Here is a 22042-nt window from a genome sequence, read left to right as displayed (position 1 = left end):
ATGTATCTTGAGCACTTTGGTTTTGACCAACTGCCTTTTCATCTCACGCCTAACACGTCACTGTTTTTAGGCTTAGCGCCACATTACGAGGCGATTCAAACCGTGAGTGCCGCCATTGATTTAGGCGAAGGGGTGATCAAAATAACCGGAGAAGTAGGGACCGGAAAAACCATGGTGTGTCGCATGTTGATCAATCATTTACACGATCATATTGCACTGATTTACTTACCCAACCCAGCGCTTAATGGTCGAGAACTTCGCCAAGCTGTCGCCAGCGAACTAGGCCTTAATAAGCAAGATGATGCGGATATTGTTGATCGTATTCAGCGGCAATTGATTGCGCTAAAGCAGCAGGGGAAACGAGTTGTCGCGATTGTTGATGAAGCACAAGCGTTACCAGACGATGCATTAGAAGTGCTGCGTTTATTCGGCAATTTAGAAACAGAATACACAAAGTTGTTGCAACTGGTGTTGATTGGCCAACCAGAGCTCGATGAGCGTTTAGCGCAGCACCATCTGCGCCAATTTCGTCAACGAATTACTTTTAGCGCTTATCTGCGGCCGCTCTCTTTAGATGAAACAGTCGCTTATATCGAGAGCCGCTTGAGCAAAGCCGGAGGTGATGCGCAACTGTTTAATCTTGAACAGAAAAAAGCGTTGTGGCGAGCCAGTTATGGTACCCCTCGTTTGATTAACCAAGTGTGTCACAAAGCCCTGTTGCTGGCTTTTACGCAAAACGACAGCACGATTCGCAATCAGCACCTATTTACAGCGATTCACGATACGTTTGATACCTGTAAGCCTAAGTTTAAACGCCCTTTTATGTGGGGATGGAGTCAATCATGAGTGCGATGAACGATGCACTATCAAAACTGGCACAAGCGCAACGCCAATCGGTGGTGAACTTGCAACCAGCGCAAGTTGCGAAAGTAAAACGCAGCCGCGCTTGGTTGTGGATGGTAGCCGGGTTTGCTGCCAGCTTAGCAGTCGGTGGATGGGCGGTGTCACAGCAGCAAGCTATGGTTGACCAAGCTATGGTCAGTCAAACAGTGGTCAGTCAAACACTGGCCAATCAAGCAATAGTGAATGAACCTGAGAGCCTGTTGTTAGAGGTTGATGAGCGAAGCTCTTCGCCTGCGCTTGTTTCCCCAACCACCAAAATTGTCACGGAGCATCGCCCCGTTTATCAAACTGCCGTTGTTGCAGTGGACAAAAAAACGGCAAATTCAGTGACGCCCACAGTGACGGTTAAACAGGATTCGGCCTTAGCCAATCAACAGCCGTTGCATTCTAACCGTGCGGTCGCGCTCGGTGCTGAAAGTGACCAAGAAATCTCAAGTGTTTTGATTGAACAAGTGGATTTGACGCCAGAGCAACTGGCGGTAAAAGCAATGAGCCGCGCTGATAAAGCCGTGGACAGTAATGAGCTCAAAGAGGCACTGGATGCGTACAGTGAAGTGCTACGCTTTACCCCAGAAAATGAACTCGCCCGTCAAAAATTATCCGCGCTCTATTACGGCAAAGGTGATGCACGCAAAGCTTTTGAGATCTTGCAAAGTGGTATTAAGCTCAATCATAACGGAGAAGGCTTACGGATTGCGTTAGCCAAACTACTGATCAAAGAGAAGCAGAGTGAAGCGGCGTTAACCCCTCTAGTTCATTTACCTGACAATGCTTCGATAGATTATCTCTCGCTAAGAGCAGCTTTGGCACAAAAAGCCAAGCAAGATTCACTCGCATTAGAAAGCTATCAACGCTTAGTCAAGCTTGATGCTGAGAACGCACGCTGGTGGTTAGGGCTTGCGATAGCACAAGAGCGTACGATGGATTTTCAGGCGGCCAAATATACCTACCAACAAGCGCTTGCGAAAGTTGGCCTCTCGAGTCAGTCACAACTGTTTATTCGTGATCGCCTAGTCGTACTAAGCAGTTTAGAGGAGAGTGCGAGTGCAAATTAAGCTACGAAAACGCTTAGGTGATCTGCTGGTTGAAGAAGGGATTATCACTGAAAATCAAGTGGAACAAGCGCTCGCTGCGCAAAAGCGCAGTGGACGTAAACTGGGTGACACGCTGATCGAACTCGGCTTTTTGTCAGAGCAGCAGATGCTGAGCTTCTTATCGCAGCAACTTTCGCTGCCGCTGATCGATCTCAGCCGAGCCAATGTCGATATTGATGCAGTGCAGATCCTCCCGGAAGTGCATGCACGCCGTTTACGCGCCTTAATCATTGGCAAAAATGGCGACACGCTGCGCATCGCAATGAGTGATCCGGCGGATCTGTTTGCTCAAGAATCTCTGCTCACTCAATTACCCCAATACAGTTTTGAATTTGTTATTGCTCCAGAAAAACAATTGGTTGAAGGGTTTGATCGTTACTATCGCCGCACCAAAGAGATTGCGTCTTTTGCCGAGCAGCTACAACTGGAACACCAAGGCAATACCGCTTTTGATTTCGATATCGGTGATGATGACAGCGATGAAGTGACCGTTGTTAAGCTCATCAACTCTCTATTTGAAGATGCGATTCAGGTTGGGGCGTCTGATATTCATATCGAACCTGATGCCAACGTATTGCGTTTGCGCCAGCGGATTGATGGGGTATTACACGAAACCCTACTCAATGAAACCAACATCGCTTCGGCTTTAGTACTGCGTTTAAAATTGATGGCCAATCTTGATATCTCAGAAAAACGCCTCCCACAAGATGGCCGTTTTAATATCCGAGCCAAAGGCCAATCGGTCGATATTCGTATGTCGACCATGCCAGTACAATACGGTGAGTCGGTGGTGATGCGTTTGCTCAACCAATCATCCGGAGTTCGTAAACTGGAAGAGTCAGGTATTCCTGATGATATTTTACAGCGTTTACGTCATCAACTTAAACGTCCACACGGCATGATCTTAGTGACCGGCCCAACCGGATCAGGGAAAACGACGACGCTGTACGGCGCGTTATCAGAGCTCAATGTTCCCGGTAAAAAAATCATTACCGCAGAAGATCCGGTTGAGTACCGATTGCCACGCATCAGCCAAGTGCAGATCAACCCTAAAATTGACCTTGATTTCTCAACGGTGCTGAGAACCTTTTTGCGTCAAGACCCGGACATTATTCTAGTCGGGGAGATGCGCGATCAAGAAACCGTTGAAATTGGTTTGCGCGCGGCCTTAACCGGCCACTTAGTGTTGAGCACCTTACACACCAATGATGCGGTTGATAGCGCCTTGCGCATGATGGACATGGGCGCGCCGGGTTATTTAGTGGCCAGCGCCGTGCGGGCGGTGGTTGCCCAACGTTTAGTGCGTAAAGTGTGCCCCGATTGTAAAGCGGTGGATGAGGTTGATGAAGCGCGCAAACAGTGGCTGACGGTGCGTTTCCCAAATCAAGTTGAAGCGGCTTTTACACGTGGGCGTGGGTGCCAGAACTGCAATTTGACGGGGTACCGTGGGCGAATTGGGGTTTTTGAAATGCTAGAACTTGAACACGAGATGATGGATGCACTGCGCGCCAACGATGCGGTTAGTTTTGCGCAAGCCGCTCGTCAGTCGAAGCAGTACAAACCGCTGCTAGCTTCGGCGATGGAGTTGGCGCTACAAGGGGTTGTCAGTTTAGATGAAGTGATGAGCTTAGGTGAAGGTGATTCATCCGGCATCATTCAAGCCATCTATCTATAGTTAAGGTTACTCATGCCAACGTATCGTTATCAGGGTCGAAATTTAGATGGTAGCAAAACCTCGGGGCATGTTGATGCCCCGACAGAAGAGCTCGCGGCGGAAGCGCTATTTAACAAAGGCGTGATTCCGACCTTAATTTCGTCAGACCAAGGGGCTGATTTTTCGATTGATTGGAAATCGCTGTTTACCCCAAGTGTGCCACTTGAGGTGTTGGTAATCTTCTGTCGTCAGCTTTACAGCTTGACCAAGGCGGGAGTGCCGCTGCTGCGCTCGATGAAAGGACTTATCCAAAATTGTGCCAATAAACAGCTTAAAGAAGCATTGGAAGCGGTTAGTAATGAGCTAACCAACGGGCGCAGTTTATCGAGCTCAATGCAGATGTACCCGAAAGTCTTTAGCCCGTTGTTTGTGTCGATGATCCACGTCGGTGAGAACACAGGGCGGCTTGATGAAGCCTTGTTGCAATTGTCTCATTACTACGAGCAAGAAGTCGAAACTCGTAAACGGATTAAAACGGCGATGCGTTATCCGAGTTTTGTTATCAGCTTTATTTTGGTCGCGATGTTCATTCTCAACGTTAAAGTGATCCCACAATTTACTAGCATGTTTAGCCGTTTCGGGGTTGATTTACCGCTGCCAACTCGCATTTTAATTGGTATGTCAGATTTCTTTGTCAACTACTGGCCGATGATGATAGGCGTATTGCTTGGGTGTTTATTTGCTTTCAGAGCTTGGTTGAGCACAGCCGCAGGGCGTCAAAAGTGGGATAAGTTTCGCTTAAGAATGCCTATTGTCGGCGGCATAGTGAACCGAGCGCAATTGGCGCGTTTTTCTCGAACTTTTGCCTTGATGTTGAAAGCGGGGGTGCCGTTAAACCAATCGATAGCATTATCTGCCGAAGCGTTGGATAACAAATTTCTAGAATCTCGCCTGTTAGAAATGAAAGCTGCCATTGAAGCGGGAACAAGCGTATCCACCACCGCGGTAAACGCCAATATTTTTACGCCATTAGTTATTCAGATGATTTCGGTGGGTGAAGAGACAGGGCGCATTGATGAGTTGCTACTTGAAGTCGCGGACTTCTATGATAGAGAGGTGGATTACGATCTCAAAACCCTCACCGCGCGCATAGAGCCGATTTTATTGGTGATTGTTGCCGCTATGGTGTTGGTGCTGGCACTTGGCATCTTTTTGCCAATGTGGGGAATGCTCGACGCGATCAAAGGATAAAGGTTGTCAGATGAAAACGGCGATAGAGCGTTCTCAGTTCGTAATTTGGGGGTTGATTGTATTTGTTCTTTTGATGGCTTTGCTATCAGCATGGCAGTCGATAGAAAAAGAAGCCAATCAAACCGCATTAGCGGTGGCGAGCAGTAAAATCGTAGAAAGAGCCAATTTTTATAAGCAAGATTGGTTATTAAAGGGGCGGCCCTCAACTTTAATCGCGAATGGTCGATTACTCAATATGAGTGCAACGGGCTGGGTATTACCATTGGCTGAGAATGAATCAAGTATAGATTGTCGTTATTGGTTAAGCCTGCTATACCCAGATGAACAACTGCTTGAAAGCAAAGTGATTTCAATTGAGTCGGCACATCAAGTAAATCAGTATCAATGTCGCTATGTTTACAGCCAAAAACAGGTGATAACCATTGAACTTTTAAGGGATAAGTTTACAGTAAGCGTCGATTTTTCAGCATGAGTTTTCGACATAAGCAGTGAAATGGGCACTCGCCCCGTAGCGATGCGAGAACAAGTGCGTATAATACACGGTAATAACAAAGAGATAGGTAGAGCATGGATAACAAACAAACGGGCTTTTCCTTAGTTGAATTAGTCGTAGTGATTGTGGTTGTCGGCTTATTAGCCGTTGCAGCACTACCCCGCTTTTTAGATGTCACCGATGAAGCGAAAAAAGCCAGCATCGAAGGGGTTGCCGGTGGTTTTGCTACTGGTGTTCTATCGGCGCGTGCTCAGTGGGAAGCTCAGGCAAGAACCTCTGTGACTTTGGGCTCGGAAAAACAAAACACCGTTAACTATGATGGTGTCAATTTCTGGCTGACTCGCTCTACAGATAGCAGCGGGGCCGCAACAGGTTTTAGGGACGGTTATCCGTTGGCGCTCAATACCGATAATACCAGTTATCCAGCGGCGATTACGGATCAGTCATGTATTGATTTAATGGATAATTTGCTGCAAAACCCACCAAAAGTTGACACAGTCGCTAATGCAGCCAATAACGCTAATGTAAAATATTCAGCACAAGCCGATGACGGTCAAGCCACTTGTACTTATGTACAAAAAGAGGGCGGAACCGCGCACCAGTTTGTGTATGAGATAAAAACTGGTCGTGTGACCGTCACTTTGCAGTAAGTCTGCGCATTGATTAAAACATAGAGAGAAAGTAACTATGAAAAGACAAAACGGTTTCACCCTAATCGAACTTGTGGTTGTGATTGTTATTCTCGGCATTCTCGCCGTCACCGCTGCCCCACGTTTTTTGAATTTGCAAGGCGATGCGCGCCAAGCTTCTTTACAAGGTTTAAAGGGAGCTATGGATGGAGCTGCTGGTATTATATATGGTAAAGCGGCGATTGATGGTCTGGAAACAGCGGCTTCGGGAGCTGTGGATAATGTTCAGATTGTTTATGGTTATCCCAAAGCTAGCAGTGATGGAATTGGCAATGCAGTAGTCGGCCTTAATTCAGACTGGAGCGTAGCTACCAGTGGTGCTACTTCAATTACATATGGTTTTAAATCAAACACAAGTGCAACGTGTGCTGTTACTTATAATCAAGCTACTAGCAGTGCGGTGTATTCTACAGCAGTGATTGATACTGGCTGCTAATAATAAAGGCCAGCATTGCTGGCCTTTATTTTATCTATAACGAGAGTTATTTCTCACCCACAAAAGTCAGTAAAACTTAAGCCCACTACGGAAATTTCTTATATACTTTAAGCACTTGTTTTTTCGCTAGAGGTATAAAATGCAGCAACATTTAGCAGCGCGGCGTGGTTTTACGTTGATCGAACTGGTCGTGGTTATTGTGTTGCTGGGCATTGTTGCTGTGTACGCCGCAAGCCGTTATACCGGCATCTCCTCCTTTTCAAGCGTGACCACACAAAGCGAAGTGTTAGCCTCACTGCGTTTAACCCAAAACCGCGCCATGCAGCGCACCGACCTCTGTAATCGCTGGTTGGTCAGCAATAATCAAGCGCAGCAAGTATCTCCTTCCGTTTCTGCTGGTGCTTGCACCACTTCACTACCAAGTACGCTGGCAGACAGCAGTTTTGTCGATGCGGCAGAAAACGATATCACCCTGACGTTAACCAATAACGATGGCAGCTATTTTTTAGATTTTGATAGTTTAGGCCGCGCCACGCAGTGCTTAACGGCAAACTGCACTGTTACCTTAAATAATCTGCAATCGGGTGAATCTCGCCAAGTGTGCATCAATAGCGAGGGGTACATTTATGCGTGTTAACACGCCGCGCGGGTTTACTCTCATTGAGATGATCATCGTTATCACGGTAACGGCAATAGCCATGACAGGCATCACGGCCGCGCTTTATCCTCGCTCGCAACAAAGTGCTGAACAGGTGCTGGCGGTAAAAGCCGCCGAGTTAGGCCGCGCGGTAATGGATGAAGTGATGGGCCGAGCCTTTGACCAAAACTCCGGCCCCAATGGCGGATTGCCTGAGTGTGTATTAGTGACAACATCAGGACGAACAATGTGTACGTCTATTGCGCAACTTGGTCCCGAACCTAGTGAAACCAATAATACGTTGTACAACGATGTGGATGATTTCCATGGCCTAACGGGATCGGTTAAAGATGTATTAGGCACTGATATCAGTGCTGATTACCAACGTTATAACGTTGAGATTCAAGTATTTTATGAACAGGACAGTGGCGGGCAGCTAAGCGGAGTGAACGCTAACCAACTGACTCACTATAAGCGGGTTTCTGTGGTGATCATTGACCCGAAGGGTAATCGCTACCCGTTTGCGGCGATTAAGGGCAATTTCTGATGCGTGGTTTTACCCTGATTGAAATGGTGATTGCGATTATTCTGTTGTCGGTGGTCGGGTTATTTTTAGGCTCTGTGATCCGCCAAAGTATGGGTATTTATGTTGATACCACCGCCCGTGAAGCTTTGATCCAACAAGGGCGCTTTGTTACTGAGCGGTTGAGCCGAGAACTGCGTGAAGCGGTACCAAACAGCGTGATGGTAGAAAATGGTTGCATTGAGTTTTTGCCGATCACTGACAGCGCGATCTACAGCGACCTGCCAACCGTGCAATCGCCTTCGGCTGCTGTACGGTTGTTACCGATCGACAAAAAGGTATTCAATGGCGATCGTCTGGTCGTGTTTCCAACCAACGCCGCTTCGCTACGCCAAACGCCAAGTGCAAGCGGACAAACAGCGCAAGTAAACGCAGATGTGGATTTTACATCACCCAACAACACAAGCATGGTCGATGTAACCTTGACACAACCGACTGGTTTTGTAATTCAATCGCCAGCTAAGCGAGTCTATTTTTATCGCACGCCAGTGGCTTTTTGTTATCAGAACAGTCGTATTTATCGTTACGCGGATTACACGCTTAATCGCAGTGCGCTCAGCCCTGAGCAGCTTGGCACTCCAGTATTGATGACTGAAAACATTAGCCAAGCTAATTTTCACGTCACACAGCCAGAGCTACAACGCAACGGCTTAGTGAAAATTGAACTGACATTTTCCGACCGCGGCGAGGAGGTAAAGTTTGACCATGATGCGCTTATCTACAACACGCCGTAAACAGCAAGGCAGCGGCTTAGTATTGGTCATCTTTATCATTCTGGTGGTCGGCTTTGTTGCATCGGTCGCGAACCGTAATCAACAGCGCAATAGCCAGCAATTGGTTTCGATGGTGTTAGGGACAAGGGCTGAAATGGCGGCGCGATCGGCGATCAACGTTGAACTAAGTAGTTTTTATCAAACGCCACCTAGCGGGAGTTGCCATACTCATTCTTTACAATCACTCACGTTTGAAGGTGAAGGATTAGCGCAATGTAGCGCACAGGTTAAATGTAATTTGGTGGGTACAATGGATGATGGCCGTACTGTCTATCAACTGACTTCAACCGGGCGCTGTCAGTCTGGTGATTGGATGTTGCAGCGAGTTATTGAAGTAGGGGTGAAAAAGTGATCCACTATAAATGGCTGATTAGCATACTGTTCATGAGCAGTGGGGTTTGTGCCCAACAATATAATTTATCCAATAATCAATATCCTCCTTGTAATACCTCGTGGCAAAAATCTGGCAACAGTTATACCTGTAGCGGTAATGGTCAAGTGACGTTAAATGATGGTGATGTGATTGTCGCCGATGTTGACTCAACACTGATCGCCAATGACGGTTTTTATTTGATTAATAACCAAGTGGGTAACGCATCAAATAGGATAAGCCTGCAAGCCAACTATGGAACGATAACCAGCCAAGGCTCTCAAAATACGATTTATGGGGATGTTTCAGCCAGCAGCAGCAACGTAACTTTCAATAACACCAATTTAATTGGTAATGTTACGACGGGAGGAAACGTCATTATCAACGGCGGTAGCGTGCAGGGTAATTTAACCAGTAATAATAATACTGTTGTGATTACGAGCGCGAATGTGGTTGGTAATATTACGGCTCAATCAGGGGTTGTAATTACCGGGGGAGTGTATAGCGGTAATATTACGATGACCTCTAATAACTCTGTGACGTTTAATTCGGTGGATATGACTTCCGGTTCTGTATCAGGGGCAAGTCATTTCACAGCTAACAATAGCCAGCTAGGAAGACCTGATTCTCAGGTCAGTATTAGTACTACCTCTAACGATATCACCTTAAATGACTCAACGGCTTATGGTGATTTTAATGCGGCAACCAATAATGCTGGTGGCCAAGTTAATGTCAACAATAGTTCAATTACTGGTACATGTTCCCCCATATCTAACCCACTGAATGCTTGTGCTCCTTCTCCTGTTGCTCGCTATCATTTTGATGAAGTGCAGTGGAGCGGTGTCTCCAACGAAGTCAAAAATGCATTTGGCACATCGCTTAATGGTCGAGCGATGAATGGCGCGCTCACCAGTTCCCAATCACCAGCGCTACCCGCCAATGTTAATAATTACGGTACTTGTGGCTATGGCGAGTTTATTGCCAACCAAAACCAATATGTGCAAGTGGCGCATGATAACAAACTATCCTTTTCTGAGCAGTTAACGATATCTGTGTGGGTGTACCCCGTCAGCCGACCGCCGAATGGTGGCTTGCATACCATAGTGGCGAAAGATACTAACTACGAATTCCACCTTAATAGCCAAGGGCGAGTTTTCTGGTACTGGGAGAGAAGTTCTGGCGGTGCTAATACACTAACCACATCCGATGTTATTCCGCTAAATACTTGGACTCATATCACCATTCGTTATAACCGTTCAGCTAATGGTAATGAGCGACAAAAAATCTATATTAATGGTGTGGTTGCTGCGAGGAGCAATGATAACCAACCGCTAAAAACCAATACTCTGAATTTGGAGATTGGTCGAGATTATAATTCCGATAGCCGAAGTTTTTCTGGAAGGCTTGATGAAGTGGCTATTTATAATCAAGCACTAACGGATGGTCAGATTCTGGATTTGTATAACGAGCGCCATTTGTGCCAAAGCGCTGGGTTGCAATGCTTTAGCGATGATTTCCAAAGTCAGCCGTTGGATGAGCAGTGGCGAGTATTCAGTAGCAGTGGCAACTTTACACCTTCAATCACCAATAATCGCATGCGATTAACACAAGCGGTGCAAAACCAAGCCACAGCCTCAACATTCCAACGCATTTTCCCAGCGGCAGGGAACCGTGTAGAGGTTGAATTTGACTATTTTGCTTATGGTGGTAATGGCGCAGATGGGGTGGCGATTGTCTTTTCTGATGCCTCTGTCACTCCTCAAGTTGGGGCATTTGGTGGGCCTTTAGGTTTTGGTTATAAAGTCAATGAGCAAAAACCCGGATTTGCGGGCGGCTGGTTAGGCATTGGATTGGATGAATATGGTAACTATTCGATCGAAGGTGGCGGGGATGGCCCAGGTCGTAGGCGGCAAGCCGTTGTATTAAGGGGGTCTGGTTCCGGCTATAGCGGTTATAACTATTTGGCAGGCACGTGTAATAACGGCACAACCAATACCAATGGAGATTGCCTAAATCCGAGGGTAGACAATACCAATGGTAATCCTCAGCACCGCTACCGAATTGTTATTGACTCAACTCAAGCTTCAACGTCGCTGGTGACTGTAAGCCGTAAAGTTGGTACTGACAGTTGGCAAACTTTAATTGGGCCAGTTGATGTGATGTCATTTGCGGCGCAACAAAATGTTCCTACGGATCTGTTTATGTCCATCACAGGTTCTACAGGCTCTTCGACTAATAACCATGAAATTGATAATTTCGAAGTCTGTGCGCTCAATTCTCGTCCAGTTGGTGAGCAAATTAATCACTTTCGCATCTCTTTGCCAGCACAAGGTCTAACTTGTGCAGCCTCTGACGTGTCTGTGACGGCGTGTGCTGATGAAAATTGCAATAACTTATTTACCGATCCGGTTATTGCTTATTTAGTCCCTAACTCTCTACCTAGTGCAACGGGCGGTTGGGTCAATGGTTCAACTATCTCATTTAGCAATGGGGTTGGTAACACCCAACTTAGGCGTAACAGCGCAGGTAATGTCACCGTTGATGTTTCTGGTTCCGTTCCCACGGCTATGTCTTTCAATAACACTTTATGCAGCCACAATGGGAATGCTGGCCCCTTTTTGGCCAGTAACTGCACGATGAACTTTGCTGACAGTGGCTTCATTTTGGATGTACCTAATTCCTATGCCAATCAATCGGTAACTGGGACCATTAAAGCGGTACGAAAAGATAACGCTTCACAACTGTGTTTGCCTAGTTTTCAAAATGTACAAAAACCCGTTTCCTTTTGGAGTGATTACTTGAGCCCTAATGGGGGGCAAGGTTTTAGCGCTTTATCGGTTGGTGTGAATAGTGTGGCGGTAGGGCAGTCATCCAATACTGCAACGCCAGTGGTGCTCAATTTCAACCAAAATGGTGAGGCGAGCATTAACGTATCCTATCGTGAGGCTGGTAGCCTTGCTTTGAATGCTCGTTTAACGGGGAGTGGTGATGAGCAGGATTTGCAACTAACAGGTCAAACGACTTTTATACGAGTTCCTCGTGCGTTGGTGCTTAGCACCAATCACTCTTATAACTTAGCTCATCCAGATGGAAAGTGCCCTGCTGCTGACTTAAGCTGTTTGGTTTTTGCAAGGGCTGGGGAAGGATTTAATCTTAATATCAAAGCGGTGGCGGCTGAGCCCAATGAAGATAATGATTTTACCAATAATTTGGGTTTAACTAATTACCAACAGCAATCAATAACTCTGGATCATGTACTGAGAGAGCCAGCTGGTGGTTCTGCTGGTTCTATTGGTACACTGAATTACGATCATGAGCTGGGAGAGGTTACAACCGTTCAACAGAGTGTGACTGAAGTTGGTGTGTTTGATTTTTTATTAGCCCCGCCCACATCCTATCTTGGCTTAGATTTAACTGCGGCTAATTTGCCGATCTCGGTTGCCTCAACTGGGTCTACAGGCCGTTTTACTCCCTATTATTTACACCTAGAGGGTAATACTCCTAGTTTTTCTCAAGCATGTAGCACTTTCACTTATTTGGGGCAGGCAATGAAATTTGATCGGTTACCTGAAGTTGCGGTAGCAGGGCGATTTTACGATGAATTGGGTACTAATGGCGAAGGTGAGACGGAGAATTATAAGATTGGTAGCTGGTGGCGATACAGTAATCCTTGGCTCTATCGAAATTTTTCAGCGCAAAGTTCAGGTTTTAATATTACTGATACTGAAACACCGGGATTATTAAATCCGCAGGAGGGATTTGCTTGGCCGGGAAGTGTGGTTATTGATGCAAGTAACTTTATTGCTCGGCTTGAAAATGCTCAAATTCGCTATGACAAGCCTTACGCTCCGGTAGAGCCTATCGCTGAGGGAGTGATTTTACAGCTCTCGATTGATGATACGAAAGATTTAGACGGTGTGTGCTATCAAACAAGCGGTGGTTCGGGGTGTATTGGCTATGATTTTCCATATTCAGAGAGTCAGAATCAGCGTTGGGGAAAACTGGTGATCCACGACACTTATGGCCCAGAAACTAGTGGCTTAAGTCAACCTATTACCAGTGAATACTTCACCTCCAATAGCTTTGTTTTAAATAAAGCTGACAGTTGTACCAGTCTCCCCACAATTGATGATTTTGTTTTCAATTCCTCGGATTTTACTGTGCTGAAAAATGGCACACCGATACCGCCAGAAGTAAAAGTGACATTGGCTGGTGATTTAAGTTCTGGAGTGAGCAGTGTGGATTATACTCCGCCAGGTTCGGCGAATACTGGTGTTGTCGCGAACAGCTACGATCTTTCAACTTTGTTACCTTGGTTACGTGTTGATGCTGATGCTAATGATAGCTTTGAAGACAGTATCTCAGGCCGAGTACAGTTTGGATTGTACCGAGGCAGCGACCGGGTAATCTGGTGGCGTGAAAAAAATTAACCGGATAATTCACACAAATTCATAGAGATTTTTCTACCTAAGTTAGGAATCTGTTAGAAATTGCGTGTTTCAGTCCATGTTTATGCGTCAACGCCTTGCTGTGATCGCAAGGCATTGGTACATTTAGTGCAATTTTCTATCTTCTAATTCTTGCAGGACGAGCGAAGAATATGTTCAAAAAACTGCGTGGCATGTTTTCCAACGATCTATCGATCGATTTAGGTACCGCCAATACTCTTATATACGTTAAAGGACAAGGTATTGTCCTCGACGAGCCTTCCGTTGTTGCTATTCGCCAAGATAAAGGTCGTGGTGGAAAAAGCGTTGCTGCTGTCGGTCATGCCGCTAAGCAGATGCTTGGTCGTACGCCGGGGAATATTTCTGCAATTCGTCCTATGAAAGACGGCGTGATTGCGGATTTCTACGTGACCGAAAAAATGTTGCAACACTTCATCAAGCAGGTGCATGACAACAGTGTACTCAAACCAAGCCCTCGCGTTCTGGTGTGTGTGCCTTGTGGCTCCACCCAAGTTGAACGCCGTGCGATTCGTGAATCAGCACTCGGTGCTGGCGCGCGTGAAGTGTATTTGATTGATGAGCCTATGGCGGCGGCCATCGGAGCTGGTCTGCGTGTTTCTGAACCAACGGGTTCAATGGTGGTCGATATCGGTGGCGGTACGACTGAAGTTGCCGTTATTTCCTTGAACGGTGTGGTTTACTCTTCCTCTGTGCGTATCGGCGGTGACCGTTTTGATGAAGCGATTATCAATTATGTGCGTCGTAACTACGGCAGCTTAATCGGTGAAGCGACCGCAGAGAAAATCAAACATGAAATTGGCTCGGCTTACCCCGGCGATGAAGTGATGGAGATTGAAGTTCGTGGTCGTAACCTTGCTGAAGGGGTCCCTCGTAGCTTTACTCTTAACTCCAATGAAATCTTAGAAGCACTGCAAGAACCGCTTTCCGGTATTGTTTCTGCGGTGATGGTTGCGCTTGAACAGTGTCCGCCAGAGCTTGCTTCTGATATCTCAGAAAATGGTATGGTATTAACCGGTGGTGGAGCGCTGCTCAAAGATATCGACCGCCTCTTGACCGAAGAAACGGGAATACCAGTCGTGGTTGCCGATAATCCTCTAACCTGTGTTGCCCTTGGTGGCGGTAAAGCGTTGGAAATGATCGATATGCACGGTGGCGACCTATTTAGCGAAGAATAATGGCTTTGGGAGCCGTAAAGCTCCCATCATGACATCTAGGATTTTTATAGAATGAAGCCAATATTTGGTCGAGGACCATCTCTTCAGCTACGTCTCTTTTTTGCCGTGATTTTATCAGCCAGTCTTATGCTGGCTGATAGTCGTTTAGGTGCTTTTTCCAACGTTCGTTTTTTTCTTAATAGCTTAGTGGCTCCCATTCAATACATGGCGGATTTACCGCGCAGCATGTTTGATGATCTGTATGAGCGATTCGCCACTCATCAAAAACTGATTGAATCGAATCAACGTTTAAAGCGAGAAGCGATCACCTTGAAAAGTGATTTGATCTTGTTTGATCAATACCGAGAAGAGAACCAACGGTTACGTAAATTGCTTGGATCTTCTTTTGTTCGTGATGAAAAGAAGGTTGTCACTGAGGTGATGGCGGTCGATACCTCACCTTATCGTCATCAAGTTGTGATTGATAAAGGGCGAACGGATGGCGTTTACGAAGGGCAACCCGTTATCAACGACAAAGGTATTGTTGGCCAAGTGACTTTTGTGGCGGCGCATAACAGCCGGGTGTTGTTGCTGACTGACACCAATAGTGCGATTCCAGTGCAAATTATTCGTAATGATATTCGAGTGATTGCTTCAGGGAATGGCCAGGTGGATCGTATTCAATTGGAACACATTCCCACCAGCACCGATATTGAAGTGGGTGACTTGCTCGTCACATCAGGTTTAGGGGGCGTATATCCTGAAGGTTATCCTGTCGCACACGTTTCGGTGGTCGACAAAGATACTCAGCGTGAATTTGCGTCGATCACCGCCGATCCCGTGGTGGATTTTGATCGTCTACGTTATTTGCTGTTGATCTGGCCTAACGAAGATAGGCAACAGAAAGTATTGCAAGTTACACCAGAGAAAATGTTAGAGGAAGCAACCGATGGCCAGTAGTGTCGTGAAAAGTAAATTGGTGATTGGTGCATCATTTCTCTTTGCTCTGGTTTTACAAACTATCCCTTGGCCGGGTGAGCTGGATCTACTGCGCCCATCGTGGTTACTGCTGGTGACATGCTATTGGGTTTTAGCGTTGCCGCATCGAGTCAACGTAGGGTCGGCTTTGATCCTTGGTTTGTTATGGGATCTGCTGCTTGGTTCAACATTGGGCATTCGTGGCATGATGATGGCCATTGTTGTCTACTTAGTGGCGATTAACTTCTTAGTGCTGCGTAATATGGCGTTATGGCAACAAGCCGTAATCATTGGCGTGTTATCTATGTTGCTTGAAGTGCTGATCTTTTGCGGCGAATATTTAATTCAAGATGTGACATTTAACCCGCTCTCACTATGGGTTGGTATGATCAATTGCATATTATGGCCTTGGATGTTCCTACTGCTTCGTCGTGTGCGACGCCACTGGCACCTTAGATGATGAATAAAAAAATTGTATTAGCTTCTGGCTCGCCAAGAAGACGAGAGTTACTGACTCAACTGGGTTATCAGTTTGATATTGTGGTGCCCAACGTTGAAGAATGCCGTAATGAGCATGAAGCCCCAGCAGTGTATGTTGAACGTTTATCACGTGATAAGGCACTGGCTGGTGTTGCTTTATCCAACCCTGCTTCGATAGTTATTGGGTCTGATACCATAGTCGTGCAAGGTGAAACAGTACTTGAAAAACCTGCTGATTTTGCTCAAGCACAACAGATGTTACGCAGCTTATCTGGTACAAAACATCAAGTGATGACAGCCGTAACCGTAGCAACACATGATCATTCTAAATCCGTCGTGGTAACGACGGATGTATGGTTTAAACCTTTGTCAGATGAAGAAATAGAACAATATTGGCAATCGGGTGAACCTTGCGATAAGGCTGGCAGTTATGGCATTCAAGGATTGGGTGGACGATTTGTAACGAAGATCGAGGGCAGCTATTACGCTGTTGTAGGATTACCATTATTCGAAACTGACCAGCTCTTGCACGAATTTATATAATTAAAAACATTGAGGTGTACTCATGAGTGCAGAGTTGCTACTAAACGTCACCCCGAGTGAAACTCGAGTGGCGATGATTGAAGGCGGAGTTCTTCAAGAGGTCCACATTGAGCGAGAAGCGAAACGCGGCATTGTGGGCAATATTTACAAAGGAAAAGTCAGCCGAGTTCTTCCCGGAATGCAGGCCGCCTTTGTCGATATTGGTTTAGACAAGGCCGCTTTTCTTCACGCTTCTGACATTGTTCCTCATACTGAATGTGTGGCTGAGAACGAAAAACAGCAGTTTCAAGTTCGTGATATTTCAGAGCTAGTTCGTCAAGGCCAAGATATCGTGGTGCAAGTGGTCAAAGATCCATTAGGCACTAAAGGCGCCCGTTTAACGACAGATATTACCCTACCTTCGCGCTATCTCGTTTTTATGCCCGGCGCAAGTCATGTTGGTGTCTCACAACGCATTGAAAGTGAATCAGAGCGTGATCGTCTCAAAAAAGTCGTGGCTCATTATTGTGATGAGCACGGTGGGTTCATTATTCGTACCGCCGCTGAAGGGGCTGATGAGAAAGAGCTTTCACAAGATGCCGCCTTTCTTAAACGGCTATGGCTGAAAGTGTTGGAGCGTCGAGTTAAATACAAAACACGCTCGACACTGTATGGCGAATTGGGTTTAGCTCAGCGTATTTTACGAGATTTTGTCGGCACTGATTTGACGCGGATCTTAGTCGATTCGCGCCTTGAATTTGAGAACCTCAAAGAGTTCACCTCAGAGTTTGTGCCTGAGTTAACCGATAAGCTTGAACTGTATGAAGGTGACAAGCCTATTTTTGATATGTACGACACCGAAAACGAGGTTCAGCGTTCTCTCGAGCGTAAAGTGGAGCTCAAGTCTGGTGGATACCTTATCATCGACCAAACCGAAGCCATGACCACGATTGATATCAATACTGGCGCGTTTGTTGGCCGTCGTAACCTCGAAGAAACCATTTTTAATACCAATGTTGAAGCGACCCAAGCCATTGCCCGTCAATTACGTTTGCGCAACTTAGGGGGCATCATCATTATTGATTTTATCGATATGATGTCTGAAGAGCACCGTAAGCGAGTGCTCAACTCCTTAGATGCCGCCCTGGTTAAAGATCGCGTCAAAACGAATATTAATGGTTTTACGCAGTTAGGCTTGGTGGAGATGACGCGTAAGCGCACCCGTGAAAGTATTGAACACGTGTTATGTTCAAGTTGTCCAACCTGTGAAGGCCGCGGCAGTGTGAAAACCGTTGAAACCGTCTGTTTCGAAATCTTACGTGAAATCACGCGTGTCAACCGCGCTTACGATGCGGATAAATTTGTGGTTTACGCATCCCCTGCGGTGGCAGAAACCTTGCAAGGTGATGAGTCTCATGCTCTTGCTGAGTTGGAAGTGTTTATTGGAAAAGAAGTGCGTATCCAAGCGGAGCCACTTTATATTCAAGAACAATTTGACGTTGTGATGATGTAGTAGGGCTTTTGTGATCTCAACTTTTACGCGCCTTTGGCGAATAGTATTGTGGTTTATCGTTTGCGTGCTAGTGGTGCTGGCTGTTGCTGTCACCACCTTGCGTGTGTTTTTGCCACAAATGAATCGTTTCCAAGGCGAAATACAAACGTTGATCAACCAAAATTCAGGTTTTGAATTTGAATTAAGTGAGGTCACTGGTTTTTGGCGTAATACTCACCCGTCAATTGCACTTAAGGGGCTAAAAGCAAAGCTACCTGATGGATCGCAAATTCACTTTTCTGCGCAACAAATCGATGTTGAATTTGACCTCATTCAGTCAATACTGCAAATGCAACCTGTGGTCGCGGATCTCAGTATTCATCAACTCAAATTGGATATTCGCTCGGTAAACTGGCTTGAGCTACAGGCTGAAGATAACCAACAGAGCCGCACACAAGGTAATGTCATTCAGCGTTTAGACAACCTACTGTTGCGGCAATTGGATGATTTTGCGCTACTCGACTCGACGGTTTTCTATCAATCTGTCGCGGGGGAGATTCGCCAGTTAGATATTGAACGTCTTCGGTGGAAAAATAACGCTCAGCAACATAAAGCTGAAGGCGTGGTGAGCATCGCTGATACCAGTATTAACTCTCTGTTAGTGAGTGCTAACTTTGAAGATCATGGTTCACTACGCGATATTTCAGGTCGCTTCTATGTTAGCGCTGACAATATCAAAATAAACCCGTGGTTGACTCGTTATCTCAAAGACGAAACCGGCATTAAGAAAGGACAGGTGAGTTTTAATGCATGGCTGACCTTAGAACATAACCAACCCAAAGATGGCTATGTCGAACTTGAGCCCTCTGAACTGGTTTGGGGTGAAGAGCGTCAGCATGAATTGCTGTTAGAGTCGGGAATCATCAAACTGTTACCTATTGAACAAGGATGGCAAGTTAACGCTTACTCACTTCAGTTGCGCACGGATGACGAAGTGTGGCCTAAACTTGATGTCGCGTTTGAATGGCAACCGACGCAATGGCGTTTGAACTTATCTCAGTTGGACATAAAAACTTTGCTTCCCTTTGTGAAAATGATGCCCGATTCCAGCAAAACGAACGAGCTTTTGCAGCTATTGGATTTGGGGGGCACCTTAGAAGATATTCGGCTCAGCAAAGGAGATAGCCTGCAATCGCTTCGTTATTCGGCTGAACTCAGTGATGGCGCCATGGCACAATGGCAGTTATTGCCACAAGTACACCATCTCAAAGCCTCCATTGCAGGTAGCATGGAGAGTGCTCGCGCCAAAGTGACGCTGATTGATGACGTGTTACCTTATGGTGATGTTTTCCAAGCACCATTGAATATTCGTCAAGGTGAAGCCGATGTTGTGTGGCAAAAGCAAGCCGATGGCTGGTCATTGTGGGCCAGTAAAGTGACTGCGGCGACGCCTGACTTACAAGTGCTTGGATCATTTCGTCTCGATTTTCCTGAAAAACGCAGCCCTTTACTTTCATTTTATGCGGAAGCGGACTTATACAATGCAGGTGAAACTTGGCGTTATTTGCCCACCTTAGCATTGGGGCGCAAGTTAACAGACTATCTCTCTACTGCGATTCAAGGCGGTAAAGCCAACACCGCTAAACTGCTTTGGTATGGTGAACTTGGCGATTTTCCCTACCAACAAAACACTGGCGTATTCCAAGCTTGGGTTGGTTTAAAAGAGGCGAAATTTAGTTTTGATACGGCGTGGCCGCCGATCACCAATTTGCAACTCGATCTGCTGTTTGAAAACGATGCGATGTACCTTGATTCACACTCTGCGACCTTAATGGATGTCACTGCCCAGCGGATCACAGGGCGAATACCTGAGCTAGCCGAAGGTGGACACATCGAAATCGAAGCCAGTGCAACAGCCCAAGGCAATGCCGTACGCGACTATATGACCTCAACGCCTTTAGTGGATTCGGTGGGAGCGGCGTTAACGGCGATTCAAGTCAGTGGCGAAGTGCAATCTGAATTTCAGCTTCGTATTCCTTTTGATAGTGAGCAGGAACCCCGAGCGTGGGGTTGGGCGAATTTAAATAATAACCACGTGGAAATTGATGCACCGCCAATGGTGCTTGAGGGTGTCTCTGGCAAAATTGAATTTGATAATGACGTTGTGACGGCAGCCGGTTTGTCGGCTGATCTGCTGACTCAACCGATCGCGATTGATTTTAAAGGTGAAAATGCCAGCCAAGGTTACGCGGTGAATATTGATGTGGTGGGAGACTGGGATATTAAACCCCTGACGCCTTTTGTCGGTGAGCGCTGGCTAAACCGTTTAAAAGGGCATGCTCCTTGGCAAATGGGCGTTGATATTCAGCTCAATGATGTCGGTTTCACTTATCAAATCGACACCTTAGCCGATTTAAAAATGGTAGAAAGTGATTACCCTTACCCGCTAAAAAAAGCCTTCAACGTGGCAGGCAAAGCTCACTTGCAAGCATCGGGTAACCAAGAGTCGATCACCGCTCGCCTACAATTACCACAAGCGAAATACCAAGCTGAAATCGATATCACATCGAAAAAACCACGCCTGACAGCCACCAATCTCATAGTAGGGAGCGGCAATTTCAAAATCAGCCCAGTGGTTGGCCACCATGCGCAGATCCGCAGCGATACCTTTAATTTGGATGAATGGTTGAGTTTGGCCAATGAGCCTCAACCGAAGAAAAAATCAGCTCTAGCGGAGATGAATACTCCTGAGATCCCACCACCAGAGAGAGTGGACATCAACGTCAAAGCACTTCTACTAGCGGGAATTGAATGGCACGATGTTGATTTTAATGCCAGACGTAAAAATCTCGGTTGGTACGCACAGCTCGAGAGCCAAGAAGCAAAAGGCCAAGCGAGTTATATTGAACCTTATGATTTGTCCGTCTCGCTTGAACGCTTGCACGTTTACATTCCTGAGCTGGAGGACAGCTCCAAAAAATCACTATTGGTTGATCAAGATCGCCAGTCTGAGCCGCTTATTACTGATTTTGACCGACAGTTTCATCGATTGGTGCCAAACTTAACTTTGGCCATTGATGATCTTTGGTTGCAGGGTTACAAGGTGGGCAAGATGAATATGGACTTCCAACGGCAAGGTGATACTTTGCAATGGAAGAAGATTGATATCAGTAGTGGTTCAAATCAAGTGACTATCAATGGTGCTTGGACGTTGAATAAAGACGCACAAGGTGATGAGCGTAGCCATACTCAACTGAATCTCACCATGAAAGGTGACAATAATAGCGATTTGATGGAGCGCTTTGGCATCAGCTCTGGTATCCAAAGAGCGCCATTTGAAATGTCGAGTCAAACCGAATGGGATGGCGCGCCTTGGTCAATGAAGATCGACAGCTTAGAAGGCAAGATAGAGACTACTATGGGTAAAGGTGTCGTTTCTGATGTCAGCGGTGCCGCTCGTTTACTCGGATTATTCAGTTTAGATTCCATTATCCGTAAAATGCAGCTCGATTTTAGTGACGTGTTTGATAAAGGAATGGCCTTTAACTCAATTACGGGCAGTGGTGAAATTTCGCAAGGGATTTTTGTTACCAACAACATCAAAATGGATGCTGTTGCCGGTGAAATGACCATTAAAGGCTTAGCGGATCTCAATAGCCGTACTGTTGATGCTGAGGTGAATTTTGTACCAGACATCACATCAGGAATTCCCGTCTTGACGGCTTTTGCGGTGACGCCGCAAACTGCGCTGTATGTCCTAGCTATTACGACCGTGATTGCACCTGTGGTTGAGGTCTTTACCCAAGTCAATTATGAGGTCAAAGGGCCAATTAATTCACCGGTTGTTAAAGAGCTTTCGCGTAGTCGAGGCGAGTTTAAATTGCCAGAAAAGTTGAGAAAATTGACTGAAAAATAGGGAAGTAGGCATGGATCGCGTTTACGACCGTGATTGCACCTGTGGTTGAGGTCTTTACCCAAGTCAATTATGAGGTCAAAGGGCCAATTAATTCACCGGTTGTTAAAGAGCTTTCGCGTAGTCGAGGCGAGTTTAAATTGCCAGAAAA

The 22042-nt window shown here is 46.2% G+C and carries 18 protein-coding genes; all 18 read left to right on the top strand.

Annotated elements, in window-relative coordinates; translation table 11 throughout:
* The 18 genes from AACV20_RS02570 to AACV20_RS02485 all read left to right on the top strand — a co-directional run bounded on the left by AACV20_RS02570 (position 1) and on the right by AACV20_RS02485 (position 21894).
* Entirely contained in the window at positions 1 to 846 is an 846-nt protein-coding gene (locus AACV20_RS02570; RefSeq protein WP_170899649.1) for an ExeA family protein, read from the top strand.
* Positions 843 to 1958 (top strand): tetratricopeptide repeat protein, encoded by a 1116-nt coding sequence (locus AACV20_RS02565; protein ID WP_170907920.1) that lies wholly within the window; start codon positions 843 to 845, stop codon positions 1956 to 1958. The genes AACV20_RS02570 and AACV20_RS02565 overlap by 4 nt, the downstream gene beginning before the upstream one ends.
* Positions 1948 to 3672 carry a GspE/PulE family protein gene (locus tag AACV20_RS02560; RefSeq protein ID WP_064624286.1) on the top strand — a complete coding sequence of 575 codons (1725 nt, stop codon included), beginning with the start codon at positions 1948 to 1950 and terminating at the stop codon, positions 3670 to 3672. The genes AACV20_RS02565 and AACV20_RS02560 overlap by 11 nt, the downstream gene beginning before the upstream one ends.
* A 12-nt stretch (positions 3673 to 3684) precedes the next feature.
* Positions 3685 to 4902 (top strand): type II secretion system F family protein, encoded by a 1218-nt coding sequence (locus AACV20_RS02555; protein WP_013857883.1) that lies wholly within the window; start codon positions 3685 to 3687, stop codon positions 4900 to 4902.
* 10 nt (positions 4903 to 4912) lie between these two features.
* Positions 4913 to 5374, top strand: coding sequence for an MSHA biogenesis protein MshF (locus AACV20_RS02550; RefSeq protein WP_170907919.1), 462 nt, complete (start codon positions 4913 to 4915; stop codon positions 5372 to 5374).
* Between the two features lie 95 nt (positions 5375 to 5469).
* Entirely contained in the window at positions 5470 to 6045 is a 576-nt protein-coding gene (locus AACV20_RS02545) for a prepilin-type N-terminal cleavage/methylation domain-containing protein (RefSeq protein WP_013857881.1), read from the top strand.
* Between the two features lie 37 nt (positions 6046 to 6082).
* Positions 6083 to 6520, top strand: a complete 438-nt coding sequence (locus AACV20_RS02540; protein WP_170907918.1) for a type II secretion system protein — start codon at positions 6083 to 6085, stop codon at positions 6518 to 6520.
* 139 nt (positions 6521 to 6659) lie between these two features.
* Positions 6660 to 7157 (top strand): prepilin-type N-terminal cleavage/methylation domain-containing protein, encoded by a 498-nt coding sequence (locus AACV20_RS02535; RefSeq protein ID WP_170895055.1) that lies wholly within the window; start codon positions 6660 to 6662, stop codon positions 7155 to 7157.
* A complete protein-coding gene (locus tag AACV20_RS02530; protein WP_170907917.1) occupies positions 7147 to 7704 on the top strand; it encodes a type IV pilus modification PilV family protein in 558 nt (185 codons plus the stop codon). The genes AACV20_RS02535 and AACV20_RS02530 overlap by 11 nt, the downstream gene beginning before the upstream one ends.
* On the top strand, positions 7704 to 8474 hold the full coding sequence (locus tag AACV20_RS02525; protein ID WP_170907916.1) for a PilW family protein: 771 nt from the start codon (positions 7704 to 7706) through the stop codon (positions 8472 to 8474). Before AACV20_RS02530 ends, AACV20_RS02525 begins: the two co-directional genes overlap by 1 nt.
* Entirely contained in the window at positions 8446 to 8865 is a 420-nt protein-coding gene (locus AACV20_RS02520) for an MSHA biogenesis protein MshP (protein WP_170907915.1), read from the top strand. The genes AACV20_RS02525 and AACV20_RS02520 overlap by 29 nt, the downstream gene beginning before the upstream one ends.
* On the top strand, positions 8862 to 13313 hold the full coding sequence (locus AACV20_RS02515) for a DUF6701 domain-containing protein (protein ID WP_170907914.1): 4452 nt from the start codon (positions 8862 to 8864) through the stop codon (positions 13311 to 13313). The genes AACV20_RS02520 and AACV20_RS02515 overlap by 4 nt, the downstream gene beginning before the upstream one ends.
* 170 nt (positions 13314 to 13483) lie before the next feature.
* Positions 13484 to 14527, top strand: coding sequence for a rod shape-determining protein (locus tag AACV20_RS02510; protein WP_013857874.1), 1044 nt, complete (start codon positions 13484 to 13486; stop codon positions 14525 to 14527).
* 51 nt (positions 14528 to 14578) lie between these two features.
* Entirely contained in the window at positions 14579 to 15466 is an 888-nt protein-coding gene (gene mreC, locus AACV20_RS02505) for a rod shape-determining protein MreC (protein ID WP_013857873.1), read from the top strand.
* The gene (mreD, locus tag AACV20_RS02500; RefSeq protein WP_013857872.1) at positions 15456 to 15944 is read left to right on the top strand and encodes a rod shape-determining protein MreD; all 489 of its coding nucleotides are present in this window, start codon (positions 15456 to 15458) and stop codon (positions 15942 to 15944) included. The genes mreC and mreD overlap by 11 nt, the downstream gene beginning before the upstream one ends.
* Positions 15941 to 16507, top strand: a complete 567-nt coding sequence (locus AACV20_RS02495; RefSeq protein WP_026027832.1) for a Maf family protein — start codon at positions 15941 to 15943, stop codon at positions 16505 to 16507. The genes mreD and AACV20_RS02495 overlap by 4 nt, the downstream gene beginning before the upstream one ends.
* A gap of 22 nt (positions 16508 to 16529) precedes the next feature.
* On the top strand, positions 16530 to 17999 hold the full coding sequence (gene rng, locus AACV20_RS02490) for a ribonuclease G (RefSeq protein ID WP_017047090.1): 1470 nt from the start codon (positions 16530 to 16532) through the stop codon (positions 17997 to 17999).
* Between the two features lie 10 nt (positions 18000 to 18009).
* A complete protein-coding gene (locus AACV20_RS02485) occupies positions 18010 to 21894 on the top strand; it encodes a YhdP family protein (RefSeq protein WP_170907913.1) in 3885 nt (1294 codons plus the stop codon).
* Positions 21895 to 22042 lie beyond the last annotated feature (148 nt).

It is taken from the genome of Vibrio sp. B4-6, from assembly GCF_963888245.1.
Lineage (GTDB): Bacteria > Pseudomonadota > Gammaproteobacteria > Enterobacterales > Vibrionaceae > Vibrio > Vibrio anguillarum.
This window is presented reverse-complemented; position numbering and strand designations above follow the sequence as displayed.

Excerpts from the sequence above, each read along its gene's own strand:
- AACV20_RS02570 (WP_170899649.1), top strand. The coding sequence starts at position 1 with ATGTATCTTGAGCACTTTGGTTTTGACCAACTGCCTTTTCATCTCACG.
- AACV20_RS02565 (WP_170907920.1), top strand. The coding sequence starts at position 843 with ATGAGTGCGATGAACGATGCACTATCAAAACTGGCACAAGCGCAACGC.
- AACV20_RS02555 (WP_013857883.1), top strand. The coding sequence starts at position 3,685 with ATGCCAACGTATCGTTATCAGGGTCGAAATTTAGATGGTAGCAAAACC.
- AACV20_RS02550 (WP_170907919.1), top strand. The coding sequence starts at position 4,913 with ATGAAAACGGCGATAGAGCGTTCTCAGTTCGTAATTTGGGGGTTGATT.
- AACV20_RS02545 (WP_013857881.1), top strand. The coding sequence starts at position 5,470 with ATGGATAACAAACAAACGGGCTTTTCCTTAGTTGAATTAGTCGTAGTG.
- AACV20_RS02540 (WP_170907918.1), top strand. The coding sequence starts at position 6,083 with ATGAAAAGACAAAACGGTTTCACCCTAATCGAACTTGTGGTTGTGATT.
- AACV20_RS02535 (WP_170895055.1), top strand. The coding sequence starts at position 6,660 with ATGCAGCAACATTTAGCAGCGCGGCGTGGTTTTACGTTGATCGAACTG.
- AACV20_RS02530 (WP_170907917.1), top strand. The coding sequence starts at position 7,147 with ATGCGTGTTAACACGCCGCGCGGGTTTACTCTCATTGAGATGATCATC.
- AACV20_RS02525 (WP_170907916.1), top strand. The coding sequence starts at position 7,704 with ATGCGTGGTTTTACCCTGATTGAAATGGTGATTGCGATTATTCTGTTG.
- AACV20_RS02520 (WP_170907915.1), top strand. The coding sequence starts at position 8,446 with ATGATGCGCTTATCTACAACACGCCGTAAACAGCAAGGCAGCGGCTTA.
- AACV20_RS02510 (WP_013857874.1), top strand. The coding sequence starts at position 13,484 with ATGTTCAAAAAACTGCGTGGCATGTTTTCCAACGATCTATCGATCGAT.
- mreC (WP_013857873.1), top strand. The coding sequence starts at position 14,579 with ATGAAGCCAATATTTGGTCGAGGACCATCTCTTCAGCTACGTCTCTTT.
- mreD (WP_013857872.1), top strand. The coding sequence starts at position 15,456 with ATGGCCAGTAGTGTCGTGAAAAGTAAATTGGTGATTGGTGCATCATTT.
- AACV20_RS02495 (WP_026027832.1), top strand. The coding sequence starts at position 15,941 with ATGATGAATAAAAAAATTGTATTAGCTTCTGGCTCGCCAAGAAGACGA.
- rng (WP_017047090.1), top strand. The coding sequence starts at position 16,530 with ATGAGTGCAGAGTTGCTACTAAACGTCACCCCGAGTGAAACTCGAGTG.